Annotated in this window: 10 protein-coding genes; 3 read left to right on the plus strand and 7 right to left on the minus strand. The window is 52.6% G+C overall.

The window, feature by feature from the left end:
- Positions 1 to 154: 154 nt before the first annotated feature.
- Complete coding sequence (locus CWO84_RS03030) at positions 155 to 1,822, minus strand: serine/threonine-protein kinase (RefSeq protein WP_101051763.1); 1,668 nt, start codon at positions 1,820 to 1,822, stop codon at positions 155 to 157.
- 404 nt (positions 1,823 to 2,226) lie between these two features.
- On the opposite strand from CWO84_RS03030, the gene CWO84_RS03035 reads away from it, so the two are divergent.
- From CWO84_RS03035 to CWO84_RS03045, 3 genes are all read left to right on the plus strand, one after another.
- Positions 2,227 to 3,885, plus strand: coding sequence for a DVUA0089 family protein (locus CWO84_RS03035; RefSeq protein ID WP_240617948.1), 1,659 nt, complete (start codon positions 2,227 to 2,229; stop codon positions 3,883 to 3,885).
- Between the two features lie 97 nt (positions 3,886 to 3,982).
- The gene (locus tag CWO84_RS03040) at positions 3,983 to 4,795 is read left to right on the plus strand and encodes an alpha/beta fold hydrolase (protein WP_101051764.1); all 813 of its coding nucleotides are present in this window, start codon (positions 3,983 to 3,985) and stop codon (positions 4,793 to 4,795) included.
- A gap of 67 nt (positions 4,796 to 4,862) precedes the next feature.
- Positions 4,863 to 7,124 (plus strand): caspase family protein, encoded by a 2,262-nt coding sequence (locus CWO84_RS03045; RefSeq protein WP_101051765.1) that lies wholly within the window; start codon positions 4,863 to 4,865, stop codon positions 7,122 to 7,124.
- 1,151 nt (positions 7,125 to 8,275) lie between these two features.
- Here the strand turns inward: CWO84_RS03045 and CWO84_RS03060 are convergent.
- The 6 genes from CWO84_RS03060 to CWO84_RS03085 form a co-directional block, all read right to left on the minus strand.
- Positions 8,276 to 9,649 carry a hypothetical protein gene (locus CWO84_RS03060; RefSeq protein WP_101051766.1) on the minus strand — a complete coding sequence of 458 codons (1,374 nt, stop codon included), beginning with the start codon at positions 9,647 to 9,649 and terminating at the stop codon, positions 8,276 to 8,278.
- Between the two features lie 664 nt (positions 9,650 to 10,313).
- Positions 10,314 to 11,063, minus strand: a complete 750-nt coding sequence (locus tag CWO84_RS03065) for a PEP-CTERM/exosortase system-associated acyltransferase (RefSeq protein WP_033157138.1) — start codon at positions 11,061 to 11,063, stop codon at positions 10,314 to 10,316.
- 374 nt (positions 11,064 to 11,437) lie between these two features.
- On the minus strand, positions 11,438 to 12,391 hold the full coding sequence (locus CWO84_RS03070) for a glycosyltransferase (RefSeq protein ID WP_033157139.1): 954 nt from the start codon (positions 12,389 to 12,391) through the stop codon (positions 11,438 to 11,440).
- A complete protein-coding gene (locus tag CWO84_RS03075; protein WP_101051767.1) occupies positions 12,384 to 13,586 on the minus strand; it encodes a glycosyltransferase family 4 protein in 1,203 nt (400 codons plus the stop codon). The genes CWO84_RS03070 and CWO84_RS03075 overlap by 8 nt, the downstream gene beginning before the upstream one ends.
- Positions 13,587 to 13,608: 22 nt before the next feature.
- The gene (locus CWO84_RS03080) at positions 13,609 to 14,478 is read right to left on the minus strand and encodes a glycosyltransferase family A protein (RefSeq protein ID WP_101051768.1); all 870 of its coding nucleotides are present in this window, start codon (positions 14,476 to 14,478) and stop codon (positions 13,609 to 13,611) included.
- Positions 14,475 to 15,266, minus strand: coding sequence for a glycosyltransferase family 2 protein (locus CWO84_RS03085; RefSeq protein WP_101051769.1), 792 nt, complete (start codon positions 15,264 to 15,266; stop codon positions 14,475 to 14,477). The genes CWO84_RS03080 and CWO84_RS03085 overlap by 4 nt, the downstream gene beginning before the upstream one ends.

Below are 15,266 nucleotides of genomic sequence, written 5' to 3' on the forward strand. Positions count from 1 at the left end.
TCCTGCTAAACTCGGTCACAGACCGGCTTTAGCAGGCTTAGCCGCGACAAATAGCCCAATCAGAATTACTTCTGCTGATAATCTGCGTAAACACACCTCTTCCCCCAGATTCACCGCTCTTTGAAAATCCCTCCGCAAAGATCGGAAAACTAAATCAATTAAACCTGAGCTTATCTCGCAAACTCTGTAAGCCCTTGTGCACAGGGTTGACTTCCAAACCTTCCTGTACTTTTTTCAAAGCCTCCGAGCGGTCGTTCTTTTCGTAAAACTCCCACGCCTGCTGTTCCAGCGTATCGGCAATTTTATTGATACCGTCTATTGCTGCTTTGTTGTATGGATCAATTTTCAAAACTTCCTGATAAGCCCAGAACGCATTGCTGCCGGTCGGCGCGGTTAGGTAACCGACATCAAAATGAATATCCGCCAATTCCAGCAAATCCTTAATTTTTTGGTTTTGCTCGGGATTGAGCTCAACGGCGACCTTTACCACTTCGGTAGCGGTTTGCTTTTCATTGAGAGTCCAATAGACGTTCAACCCGATCAAACAAGCCAGCAACACACCCGTTGACCACAGTCCGTAATAGACAGACGTATGCGGTCCGATAGCCGCTAAAAATTCGTCGATAGTGGCACAGCGATCCTCCTGTCTAAAAGCCAGGGCCTTTTGCAATCCTTTCCATTGCCGGCGTTTAAGCTGGGCAATGGGTTTGGGCTGTAGATTGACTTCCGTGGCCTTTTCCGCCGATAACCGGCCAAACGGATGCTTGCCGCTCAACAGTTCGTAAGTGATGCAAGCCAAGGCATAAATATCGTCGCGCGGATCGGGATCGCTATTTTGCAGTTGCTCCAAACTGGCATAGGCCGGAGTCATAGCGCCCAGCGACCGCGCATTAAAAATCGTCGCGTCGTGGCCGTCTGTTTCGCTGCGGCCAATGGCGCAAGCAATCCCGAAATCCAGCACTCTGATTTCGCCGTCGTCGCCGACAAACACATTCCCCGGTTTAAAGTCGGAATGCACGATATTTTTCTTATGCGCATGCGCCAAGGCTTCAGCCATCGCACTGATGATAGGCCAGGCTTTTTTGAAGGGTAATCCGCTGTCGACATGCTCACGGATCAGATGACTGAGCGGCCTACCCTGCAGGTATTCCATCGACATAAACACGTGCGTGCCGTCCCGATCAAAATCGTAGACTTTAATAATATTGGGGTGAGACAGGGTTTGCGCACGTTTGGTCTCCCGCTGCAAAGCCACCAGCGCCATCGGATTGAATTGAAAATCCTGATTTAACACCTTTAAAGCGACAAAAGGCTCTTTATCCGAGGCTTCTACTTTGCGCAAGTCGGTGGCTTTAAACACCATACCCATGCCGCCCACCCCGAGCAACTCTTCGAGCACAAAACGACCTTTCAAGGTACTACCGACTGTCAGCTCGGCGCGCGGCTGCGAGGGATCCAAGCCTTGCAGCAAGGATTCGGTGGTCAGGGTAGGTGTTTGCGTAGCGGGTGAAACCGGCAGTATCGTCGTCGCCGTAGTCGGCGCCGAAACTATGCTGGTTGCATCGTCTGGAGCGGAGACCCGTGAAGGCGCCATTTGGGTTTGGTCGTCGACAAACCGGGTTTCGTCTTGCATGACCGATTGCAAACCGCGATAAACATCCGCGCCAATGTTTCCGCTCCGATATTCGTTTTCCAAAAATTGCCGAGCCGCATCTAAAACCGGTTCGGGTTCCGCGCTTAACGCGGCCGCTACGGCCAATAAATCTTCATAGGCTAGTTGAGCCTGCTGAAAGGCTTTCAATGCGAGCTCAAATCTGGACATGGCAAACGACAGTCAGGGAAAGTGTAAGGATTTTAGCCGAAGAGCTTGTTCGTGTCGCTGCAATTGCCCTTGATGGTCTAAAAACCGCCAAGCCCCAAAATCGACCGGGATAAATCCCGTCCAGGTCCGGCAAATTCTCGCCACCGCTGCATTTGAGCTCTCCCAAGCCCGACGGTCATCAGAAATTTACTGACCACGATTCAATAAGAAAAAGCGCGAGTGGCCGGCACCCAATCTCCAGAAAAATTTAATTACTATTGAAAACATCAACATGCATCTATAATAAGTTGCAAAAATTATTTGGAATAAATGCTCATGAAATCACTGTTTTTTTTTGAACTATTCTGCTCTAAAACCGCTGTTGCGCGATTAAGCAAACGGCAATCCTAACCGCAGGCTCGTTAGTGACGTTGCTGCTGGCGTCGCCACTCGCGGCAGGCGTGGAATTCGCGAGCGGCACATTCAATCTAACCGGCTCCGGGGCCGGATCGGTGGGCTACCTGCCCTTCTCGCTATCACAAACCACACTGGTCGATATTGCCACCAGCGGCCCCACAACGGACCCCTATATTTTCCTGCTGAGCGGCACCGGCAATTTTACCAGCCTCTCCGTACTCACTCAGAACGACGACGGTTGCAACCAGATAGACTGCGGCGCGGCGGGCGTTTCTCCGAATTTTAACTCGCTGATTAACGACTACCCCTTGAGCCCCGGCAGCTATACTGTCGCGTTGGCAAACTACCCGTTTGCATCAACCGACGCTATCGCGGGTTCCAATATAAACAGCGACACGGGCAATGTGTTACTGATAGTCGGCGACTCGGGACTGATCATTCCCGGCACCGGCACCGGCTCGGGCAGTGCGAGATTGATTAGCTATGCCGGCAGCGGCGGCGCGGTCATTTCCCAATCGCAAATTATCGAATCAACCTCCAACGCCAGCGCGACCTCTCTGGCAATTAATAGCTTGTGCGCATCGCCCACCAGCAGTGCTGTTATCAGCGACTGCGCCAGAATCGCCGGCCTGGGCGCGGCTGCCAAAGCCGATGTTATCGATCAAATCACCCCTGAAGAGATCAATACGATTGCAGCCACCACGGTTGCCACTTCGCGAGCGAATTTCAGCAGCGTGATGGACCGCATCGCCACCTTGCGCGCCGGCAATGCGGGCGGCATCAACCTGGGCGGTACCAAAATCGGCGGCGGCAGCGGCGATGAACTACCGGAAATATTTCAACGCCTGGGCCTATACGGCAATATCGACGGCAGTTTTGGTAGCCGGAACCGCACTGCCAACGAACAGGGTTACAGCTTCGACAATCAAGGTGTCACAGTCGGTGCGGATTATGCGTTCACCGATAATTTTTTTGTGGGGGTGGCCTTTAATAACGCTCACAACAAAGCCGATTTCAGCAATCGCGCCGGCCAGCTTTATACCGCAGCCTATACCGGCTCGCTATACAGCACTTTGAATATTCAGGATTTCTATATCGACGCGCTGGCCAGTGTCGGCGGCATCGATTACGAATCCGAGCGGGCAATGAGCTTTTTCAACACCTCGGCAAAAGGCAGCACCTCGGGCATGCAGTATGCCTCCAGCTTGGGCGCGGGTTATAACTACCACATCGACAAGGTAGTGGTCGGACCTTATATCGGTTTCGACTACGCCAAAACGGAAGTGGACGGCTACCGCGAAACAGGTGGCTCCAGCTTCGGCACCAGCTACGGCAAACAAAACATAGAATCCATGCTGACCAAAGCCGGCGCCAGGGCTTCGTATGCGTGGAGCCTGCCTTGGGGCGTGATCGTGCCGCAAGTCAATGCTGAATGGGTACATGAATCCAGCTATAACGCCCAAGTCAGCGTCGTGCGCTTCGTGCAAAACAATGCCGGCTTTAACATCCGCTCCGACAATCCGGACCGCGATTTCATGCAACTGGGATTTAACGTGGCCGGCCAATTTGCCGACGGCATATCCGCTTTCGTAGCCTACAATACCATCATCGACCGGGCAAACGTGTCAAACCACGCCTTTTCCAGCGGCTTGCGGCTGTCGTTTTAAACAACCTGGCAAACGGTCGATTGCCGGACGACCAAGCCTCCTGACCACGCTGCATGCCCCGCATGCAGCGTGGCCTATTCTAAATCGCCTGTAACTGATGCCTGTCAAGCGGCTACATTTGCTGATTAAACTGAGTCTGCTGCTTTTCCTGGCAGCTTGCAGTACCCCGGCCATGCGCCTACATGAGCAAGCCACGGCATTCGGCTTTCAGGCCTTGGAGTCGGAAGCCGCAGGATTCAAACTAACATCCTTTACCCATTTGCCGCCATCAGCCGGTAAACGCCTGCATGTTTATCTCGAAGGTGACGGCCGCCCTTGGGAACGTGGACTGTTTCCAGCCTCTGACCCCACTACCCGCACAGCTACCGTTCTGTCATTAATGGCTTCCGACCCGAAGCCGGCTTTATACCTGGGACGGCCATGCTACAACGGCCACGCCAGCGACCCCGGCTGCTCGCAAAGCTTGTGGACCGGCGCCCGCTATAGCGAGCGCGTGGTAGCGGCTATGACCCAAGCACTAACAGAATTCTGCACGCTAAACGGTTACAGCGAAGTGATGTTGATCGGCCACAGCGGCGGCGGCACGTTGGCACTACTGATAGCCGAGCGTTTGCCGCAAGCAGTCGCCGTGGTGACGCTGGCGGGGAATTACGACATCGATATTTGGGCCGATCATCACCGCTACCAGCATTTGCATGACTCTCTAAACCCCGCTAAGCGCGTCGGCAAACCCGGCATCGCGGAATGGCATCTGCTGGGCCAGCGCGATAACAACATTCCCCCGGCATTATTCCAACAAACCCTGCAGCAACGCCCAAACAGCCACGTACAAATCGTCGATGCCGATCACGGCCATGGCTGGCAAGCCATTTGGCCGCAGATGCTAAAACGTCTGGACCACCCGCCCTAGCCATTTGCGGGGTAGCGGATTTCTGCTATGGTTGCCGGATAAAATCAATCATTCGAGGCGGCACACCATGGCGACACAAAGAGTATTGAACCGTACGCTGGCATTGGCAATTGGCGGCATTTTAATGTCCGCCTGCGCCCGCGATGTCAGCCAGGAAGAAATGGCTAAAGCCACCGAAGGCTATATCGTGGCCGACACCAGCAAACTGTTTGTCGTCGATTGCCTACTGCCCGGACAGGTACGCAAGCTAGGCTCGCAGATGACTTATCTCAGCGCCCGCCGCCCCATCCGCACCACCGCCGCCGATTGTGAAGTCCGCGGCGGCGAATATGTCGCTTACGACCGCGCCAACTACGCCAGCGCCTTAAATATCTGGCTACCCAAAGCCCAGGAAGGCGATGCCGCCGCCCAACTGTATGTCGGCGAGATTTTCGAAAAAGGCCTGGGTACGCCAGCCGACTACAAAGCCGCCGCGCAGTGGTACGAAAAAGCCGCCAATCAAGGTAACTCGCAAGCACAATTGAACTTGGGCCATCTTTACGAAAAAGGTCTGGGCGTTACCGAAGACAAGGAAACCGCGCTGCGTTGGTATCGCAAATCGGCCGGCCTGGAAGACGCCGGCATCCAGTTCGCGCCCGCCGTCAATGCCCAAGCCATCGCCAATAGCGAAGAATTGGCCACCTTGCGCAGCGAAGTAGCCGAGTCCCGCCGGGAAGCGGAGCAACTTCGCGAGCAACTGCAAAGCACCCGCCAGCAAACCCTGGATCAGCAAGAGAGTTTGCGTAAGGCTCAAGACGAGTTGGAAGCCTTGCGTAACAAACTGCAACAACAAAAATCCACCACGCCCGGCGGCTCCAGCGACATCGAATCGCTGGAAAAACAGTTGCGCGAAAAGGAAAGCCAATTAAAAGACCAACAAGCCAAATTGGGTAGTTTGACACAATCTCTCAGCCAGGAAAGGCAACGCATGAAACGCGAACTGGAAGCGGCGCGCCAGCAAAGCCCCAGCGCGAAAGCCGTTGAAAGCAAAACCAACGACATCGAAAACAAGCTCAACGAAAAAATCGAAACCTATCAAAAACAATCGGCGGAACTGACCGGCTGGCTGACCTCACAGGACAAACTGGACAGAAATCAAATAGATTTGCGCAAACAAGCCTTGCAACAGCAAGCCAAAGAAATTGCCGCACTGAAAGAAAAACTGCAACAACAAGCATCCAACGTGGTGGCTTCGGGCAACGGTCCGAATATCGAATTACTGGAACCCGCCGTCACCGTGACCAGGGGTATTCCCAGCATTCAATTTGGCTTGGGCGAGAGCAGCAAACGCATCGTCGGCAAAATCGACGCGGCGACCGGCCTGAGCCGCTTGCTGTTGAACGACAAAGCGATAAAAGTCGATGCCAACGGCCGTTTTGAAACCGACGTGAGTTTGAAAGGCGACGAAACCTTGGTGCGCATCGTCGCTACCGACAAACGCAATCAAAGCAGCGATTTAAGCCTGCGCTTGCTGGCTTCCGGCAATGCGGCAGAGGCAGTGTTTCCGAGCAGCAACGGCAGCGAATTGAAACGCTCCGGCGATATTCAATTCGGCAAATTCTACGCCATCATCATCGGCAATAACGAGTACGGCGCTTATCCGTCACTAAAAACACCCATCGCCGACGCGAAAAGCCTGGAACTGTTGTTACGTGAGCGCTACGGGTTTAAAACCAAATTGCTGATCAATGCCAATCGCCACACGATCATGTCGGCGTTTAACGAACTGAATCAAAAACTCACCGAACAGGATAATTTGCTGGTTTATTACGCCGGCCACGGCGAGATCGACAAGAAAAGTCAGACCGCCTATTGGCTCCCGGTCGATTCGGAAACCGGCAATAGCGCCAACTGGATTTCCAGCCAAAGCATCACGGAATTTTTGAGCATCATGCCGGCCAAGCACATTATGGTGGTAGCCGATTCCTGCTATTCCGGCGCATTGACCGGCTCGGCAGTAGCCAAACTGCCGGAAGGCATGGACGACGCCAAGCGCGAACGCTGGTTAAAAGCCATGAACAGCCGCAAAGCCCGCACCGTATTGACATCCGGCGGCGTTAAGCCCGTTATGGACCAGGGCGGCGGCGATCACTCCGTGTTTGCCAATGCATTTTTGAAAGTCCTGCGCGGCAACAAACGCATCATCGAAGACTACGACATCTTCCGGGATGTGGCCAATCAAGTACGTGCGTCGGCAGCGCGCGGCGGTTTCGAACAAATGCCGCAATACGCCCCCTTGCAGCACGCCGGCCACGAAGGCAGCCCGTTCTTTTTTGTGCCGGAAGTTTAGGCGGATTGCTTATCCCGATTGAAAACCGCCATCTGTTCCGATGGCGTATCGGGGCCCCAATTCGATAGGGCGGCGGCTGAACACTACAAGGTCTTTGGAAAGAGGCGAATTGTCTCTGATCGACCCTAAGACGTCATTAAATCATCATTGCCAAACGGCTGAAAATATGGAGAAAGCGGCCATTTAATTCCAACTTAACAGGTAGCTTGGCGGTAGGAATGTGGACCTATGCCAAAATTTACATGGCCTGGATGAAAGAGTAGACTTTGAACGTGAAACTTTCCAAGGAAGCATTGGAGCGAGAAGACCGAGAGTTCGATCAGCCTTGAATATCAACGTATTCACATGACTGAAAAGACCGTCCGAATGCTGGGTGGAATTCCCACTAACAATGAACACCACAATGTACCCATAGCACTTCAAACCAAGGAGGTAACTATGAAGAAAGCCAGATTTAAGTTTGTAGCAAGTTGGGCTTTTGTACTATCGGTTTTCGTTGGCGCTGGAGGGGCACAGCACGTCTGTGCTCGATCCAATGCTTCTTTTATCGTTTGATTTGGTCAAGCTAACTTTCTGTTAGAGTGGAATAAGGCCTAGCCCGGTAGGGTGGACACGGTTTTTGTGCCCACGCGGTTAAAGGACTTTTGTGTTTGTGTCGCTAACGCGACAACTGATTTCAATGTCGGGTCTCGGCCCGACAGCCGAGTAACTTTTCTTTGTTTGGCCAAAGAAAAGTCACCAAAAGAAAAGCCACCCGAATGCCGCTTATTCCCTGCGCTCCTCGCTTTTGAACGGGGTTGCCGAAAGGGGCTTCCTGCCCCTTCGGCAACGCGATGCATTCATGCATCGCCCCTACGGGCTGATCCGTTCAAAAGCTCCGGTGCTCGGCGCGGCATACGGGGGAAACCATCCCGATTTTCGGTAGTTTGCGAATGGACGTAGATACCCTGTTCAAAAACAAAGCCATTAAAAACTACAGCTAACCACACCCTACGCCTGCTTTTAGCCGGTTGCCGCCCACAGTGGGTTTCGATTGGAGTACCTGCTGTTTAGAAACAGGAATTGGTGGCAGATTTAATTGGAATACACAGACAGATTAAACAGCCGGACAAACAACGCCCGCCCGGCTGATGTTTAAACAGCGGAAACTATCATTTCCACTTTTTAAGCAGCCCTTTTAGCCCGGCAGGTTTGGCGGGTTCGACTGCGGCGGCAACTGTTTCGGCAATCGGCTCGGGCTCCGCTACCGGTTCAGGCTCAACGGCGGGCTCTGCCGCTTTTTTACCGAACAAACCTTTCAGCTTTCCGCCAACGCCGGCAGCCGGTTCTTTGATCGCTTCTGCGGCATTTTCCGCGATTTCCACCACATTTTCCTTAAGTTCAGCGGCCGCCTCCACGACAGGTGTGGCGACTTCTTCCAACTCTTCCTGGATGGCCTCGGCCGCGACTTCTGTTTGTGTACCCAGTTTCTGATCCAACTTAGCCATTTGCTGCATCGTGTTGTTCAACATTTGCTTGAACTTGCCGAAACTGCCACTTTTCTCGGCCAATTTATCGACGGATGACTGTTTTGCCGGTGCCGGCTCGGCAACCACTGGTTTGGGCTTATCCACAACCGGCGCAACTTCGCGCTCGACCGGCTTTGGCGGCTCGACAGGTGCCTGAACCACGACAGGTTCAGCAACAACAGCCGGGGCAGGCTGGATAACTGCGGGCGCTTCGTTGATAACAACTTTTGGCTCCGGTTGAGATACCGGCTGCGAGTAAGCAGGGGCTGGTGTCGCCGAATGTTTGGCCGAGTCGGCGTAACGCGCCAGTTCGGCTTGATGTTTGGCTTGGGCCTCCGCCAGTAGTTTTTCCGCGCTGGCTTGTTCGCGCTCGCGCAGAATTTTTTGCTCTTCCACCGCCAATTCCAGTTTATTCAACTGTTCGGTTTGCGATTCCAAACGCAACTGCAACGGCCCCAATAGCGCATCTTTTTCAGCGACTTTGGAGGTTTCCGCCCACAGAGCCAGTTGCAACTCGGTTTTGCCCTGCTGCTCAGCTTTAAAGCGTTCGGTAATTTGCGCGGTAAGCGCGAAATATCGTGGCCACAGATCAGTCGATTGCAGATCGTTGGCGGCCGGTAAGGCGGGCTCGGTCAATTCGAAACTGGTGGCCAAGGTTTTGATACTGTCGATCACCTGCCGATTTGCCAGTACCAGCTTTTCTTCCAGACCGGCTGCCCGTTGCGTTTCGTTATCAGCCAAGGCTTTGGCAGCTTCCATCTGCTCGGTATTGGCAGTCAATTGTTCTTGCAAGGCTTGCTGTTGCTGTTGCGCCGCCTCCAAATCAGCTTGTAAAGCAAGACGCGCTTTTAAATTGATGGCATTGGTTTTTTTTAAAAAATAAATCCTGATACTGTAAAACATTGCCGTCAGCAACCACACGGCAAGCGCTAAAGCGCCGGCATATTCCTGGTTTTCCAGCGTAAATCGATACCAATCCGACAGTATGCTTTGAATCATGGGCAAATAAGCTTCCATAAATAATCCTGGCTAATATAGTTTTTATAATAATGACGTAGGCTTCCGACCCGAAACAGCAGATAGCTAAGCTGAGACAGACGAAAGCCAGTATATCAGTTTGACTCTGCAACTTTACCGTAAGCTGCTGGAATAAGACAGAAAAACGCCCACCCAAAAAACGGCTGCACAGTGTCTGCAACGGTGGCCGGCAGCCTTGGCAAATTCAAAATGGATTGTTTATGTCCGGGCTCTATCTTATGTAGATTCCCGGTACGGCTGGACCTGAGGCATCAAGTTTTCGGTTTGAGGCGCGTGGTTCTTTTGGGCTGGCGCTAATTAAACAGCTCAAGCCTGCTCGGCCTGACTTTAGAGGAACTGAGAGCGTAAAGGCTTAACGACGAGCCGCGACATAATGGCTTTCAGAAGACGGAAGTTTCCGGGAATAAGCTGCGCGGGGATTTAAACAACGCCGACACGCCCGCGCGGCGTCTGCCGCATGACTTAGGGCTGCTTTCACGCTATGGTCTGGCATCGGTAACGACACTAGCGGCTTACTCCAATCCGGCAGCCGCACCGCCCAGATTTAATAGATCGCCAGCGCAAACCGGGCTTTTTTTTGATGCGATAAATGCCCTGCAAACCGCTTAGTATCTAAAACTGGGCATGATCGCGCGCCGATACTTTAAGCTCTTTGCCGCTTAGCCACCGATTGCTCTAGCAGTTCTGAATATTTGCGATAATCCAACTGATAGTCTTTTTGCCACAAAGGATTGGCAAGAATATGCTCAACATCCAATGCATAAGGAATACGCTGACCGCGATGGTCGCAGGCGCCGCCTACCTGTTGCATTTCAAACCCCTCTTTCTTAACCGCGTAAGCCAAAGACGGCGTTACCAATATGTACCACTGTTTAATATCGTTCCGCGCCGAGTAGACAACCGCCGCCCGATACAAACCCCACATTATGCTGCGAGTCTGATTTTTAATGGTATGCAGATAACGAATGTTACCGCTGTCCTTGGCAACTTGTTCAGCGTCTTGCTCCTGTTGCGGGAAAGCCCTCGGGGCAAAGCGTCTGGCTTCTCTCAATACGCAGAGACGGGATATTTCTATTGATTGTTGGTATTGCTGAGGGGTTATAGGCTGGTCGGGAACGCACTTGGCTTCGAAAGGGAAAACCGCTTGATTCTGATAAACCAAGCGTAACGCGCCCAACCATTGCCCGGTGTATCGGTGCCGAACCATGAAATGCACGGAATGGCGGTCCCATTCGTCGAACTCCATTTGTTCCGGAAAATTTTCTTTGTCCTCATACCCCATTTCGTCGCAATAAACTTGGTATCTGAGGTTGTAATGAATGCGTTTGCTTTCAGGCGTGTCAGCTAAAAAAACCTCAAAACAACTATCAAATGAATGCTTTTCAGAAATCAAGATGAAACTCCATAACGTAATTAATCAAATTCCCTAAACATCCGGGCACTACTCTTCAAACTCAAAGAATTGATAACAAATGTTGCTGTTATCCCCGCTCTATCGGTGAAAGACCCTGTCGGCCTTTTGCACATCCAACCTTGTATTTTTTCCGAATTTTTGCTGAACCATACCGGCGCGACGCCTACGTACAATGAACAAAAAAAACCGGTTCTGACCGGAAAAACACAATGTTGGCTAGGAATCTACAGAGTCAAGATGAAGAAAAACTGTAATTTAGATTAGGATAAGATGAAGATTGGATTAATTTTAGAACCAGTTTTGCCGTTATTCCGCGGAAATACTGGCTTAGTCGTCATAAGGAAATCATCGATTTACGATCTGCCGTTAAGGCTATTTTCAGAAATAGCGCCCGCCCAATAAGCTTTATGCAAACTAAAGCGTCTGTTCAAGCTCTGCGGCATTCTAGCGTGCATCCTCCCGCCCATTTTATAGCCCAGCCATTTCAGACCGGTGCGCAAACAGGCCGAAGGCAGCAGCCAGGGCGCATTTTTCAATAGATACTTCAACTCCGACACGACAAAACGCCGGCCTTCGCCCGAAGCACCGCCAAAGGTCTGCTGCAACCAAGGCGTATGGGCGTGAAAAACGCCAATATCGAAATAGCGCTTAAATTCGTCGACAAATCCGTAATCGTGCGAATGAAACACAGAGGCATCGCCGCAATAAGCCACTTTCCAGCCGTTTAGCAACATCTTGCCGACCACAAAAGTATCTTCGTTCATGATGGTATTGACAGGAAACCCGCCAACGCCCATCAACGCACTGCGCCGGTACGCGGCAAACGAATTGGAAATAAACGCCGTCTTGATGCCGAATTGCACCTTATCTTGCAAACTGCGCACCTGACTTTGCGGCGGATAATTGAATAAACGGGCATGCGCGCCGATCGGCCCGGCGTTGCGATGGGGCAATTGCCGGCCGTAAGCAGCGCCGACGCTGTCGTCTGTAAACGCTGCCAGTAATTTTTCGATGGCATCGGGGGCCGCCAGCAAGGCATCCTGAGTCAAAAACACCAGAATATCGGCATCCGCCAGCCGGTTCACGCCAAATTGCCGGGTGCCGCCATGATTAAACTCGGACTTGGCTATCACCTCCACGTCAAAACCCGCGTCGCGAGCCAAAGCCACTGTGTGGTCGGCGGATGAGGAATCTATCAGCAGCCAATAATCAGGCTTCACGGTTTGTGCGGCAAAGGCTTGTAACCACGATTCCCAAAGCTCGCCGGCATTCAGAGTCGGCACGATCAGACCCACTTTTTTATTCATAAGACGAACCTTCTATTAAGGACTGCGGCAATTTAACGTGATCGGCTTTTGTCATCACTTTCCAGACTTTATCGCCTAATTTAACCGGGTCCAGCTGCTGTTCGACATATTCACGGCTACGCAGCGCCATGTCTTGCCAAGTCGCTTGAGTCACCACTTGCGTTTGCCGTAGCACCGCACAAACCGAAGCCTCATTGCGCTCGAACACCAAACCGGCGCCATACATTGCCAAGTGATCCCAAGCCAAACCTTTCGCGACCAGCACCGGCCGGCCGGCTGCCATGGCCTCCGCAACCACATTGCCAAAATTTTCGCGCATGCCGCCGGTTTCCTCCAGGCCGGACGGCAACATCAGGAAATGACTGTCGGCCAACAACTGCTTCACTTCGGCAACCGGCAAATAGCCTTTATAACTGATAGCACCGCCAGCCCGCGCAAGCAAAGCCTGAAATTCTTCAAAATAAGCGCCATCGACACTGCGGCCGGCGACCACCAAACGGTCATTTGGCCGGCGCGTTTTTAACCAGGCCCGGATAAACGCATTGATGCCTTTTTCTTGCTGCACGTGCCCCAGAAAACACAATTGAGTGCCCTCGCCTTGCGGATAGCCGGCGACTTGAAACTCGCGACTGTCGATGCCGTTCGGCACCAATAAAACCTTGGCGTCCGGCCCCAACACGTCGGTGACGCCCGCCGCTTCGGTATCGCTGGTGCAATGCACCGCAATGGCCCGGCGCAAGGTCGGAAAAGTCAACCACTTGTAAAACAACCATTTATGCGGCTTCTGCCGCCGAATCAGCGCCACATGTTCCGGCATCAAGCCACCGTGCACAGCCACCATGAATGGCCGGCGCAGCAATACGCAAAACAGTGCCGCCAGCGTGGAAGGCCAAGTAGCAATGCCGTGGATATAGATCCGGGGTGCCTGCCAACAGAGCTTGAAAATCTTTGGAATGGCGCCCAATCCAAAGCCCCAGCGCCGAAACCCGTAACAGCGGTAAAGTCTGACATCGACTTGCTTGCCCAGCTTTACATCCTCGGCGCGCAAGCGACCGTCTATCGACTCATCAGCAGCGACCAGCGCCATGCCGTGGCCGCGTTCCGACCAGGCTTTGGTCAATACGCCGCAGGTCACCGATACGCCGCCATAGCCTTTGGCCGGCGGCACATGCGTCGTGACAATACCTACATCCATTTCATTTCTCCTGAAACAGTCTTTAAATACATTTTTCCAATTTGCCGTAGGTCAAAAACCCGCGCCAGATCCCGACCAAGTTGTAAAACGAATACGCCAGTTTTTGCGGATTGAAGGTGACCAGCGCCAAGGCCATTTTTAACAGTGGCGCGACCATCATCTTGCGGACGATGTAATACCAAATAAACACATCATGCTGATTGGTAAACTTGCGAATATAAGCGCCGATGCCGGTGGAATACATCAACATCCTGGCCGTGCCGAGTTTGTAATGATCCTTGTTAGCGTGAAAAATCTTGATCTCGGGCGTGTAAAACGCATTGCCGCCGGCGCGCAGCAAGCGGTACAGCAGCTCAAAACCTTCCGCCCCCGAATATTTTGAACCGATGCCAAAATCGTGATCCAAATGAAACTGCTGCCTGTCGACCCGTTGCAGATCAAAAAACTGGGTAAACTCCACGCCCATCATCCGGAAGCGGTTGAAATAGCCGGCTTTGTGGCTATTCACGCCGATGCTGAACCGGGTGGCGGAAAAGTCGTAGGAACCGGCCACCAGAATGGCCATATCTGCGCGCCGCTTAAATTCCGCGACCACTTTTTCCAACACATCCTGGTCATAGGCACAATCGTCGTCGGGAAAAGCGACGATGCGGCCTTGCGCCAAACCGATGCCGTAATCCCTGGCCCGGGCGTTGCCGGTGAAATCCACCTTGACGTGCTTGATGTCCATCAACGCTCGATAAGAGTCCAAAATAGCGTCGATCTTGCCGTCACGATTTTGATCGATAACAATCAGCTCGAAGTTTTTATAGGTCTGAAACAGCAGGGATTTCAAAAAATCCAAGACTTCCGCGTCCCTGCCCAAGGTTGCCAACACCAACGAAATTTTCATACCGCACTCCTTGCCCAGTTACCGGCTTTTGCTTGCAAATAAATCGAGGCTTCATACCAGGTGAACATCAGCGCAAACTCCAACCCGGCCGCACCGTCCAAAAAGCCGCCACGTAACAAATAGTGATAACAGAACCTCGCCAGTATTCGCAGCCAGGAACGTCCCAGTAATACGCTTAAGCGGCCGCGCGTGGTCATCACCGCCCCGGCGGTGGGTTGCAATTGCACTTCCTGCGCAGCCTTACCGACGTGCTTGTGCATCCACTCGATAATTTCGCCGTGGTAAAAATAATGCTCGTAAGGAATATCGGAATAGCCGATGCGGCAGCTATCCAACACCGCTTCGCCATGCCCGGTGTGGTTGCGTACAAACCGGGTAGTCTCGCGGCGCACCAGTCGGGGGTGATAAATGGGATAACCGGGCGCATGGTTCAAGCGTTTGCCACGCAGATACAACACCGAAGGCACCATCAACACGTCGATACTGTGAGTTTCGGATAATTTGGCTTCAAACCAGTCGTAAAAGGCCTGCGGATAAATTTCGTCGGCATCGACGAACAAAATCCACGGCGTGTCTATGCCGCATTGACGAATCGCGAAATTGCGTTGCTCTGCAAAACCCGGCCAGGGGTTACGATGAATCGCGCAGCCCCGCTCTTGGGCAATGGTCAGCGTGTTATCGGTACTGCCGGAGTCGACAATCGCGATGGGGTAGCGTTCGGGGATACCGGCCAAACAGCTCGGCAGATTGGCTTCCTCGTTTTGGGTCAGAATAACGACGGTCAACAT

Origin of the sequence: Methylomonas sp. Kb3, assembly GCF_002834115.1 — a bacterium.
Classification (GTDB): domain Bacteria; phylum Pseudomonadota; class Gammaproteobacteria; order Methylococcales; family Methylomonadaceae; genus Methylomonas; species Methylomonas defluvii.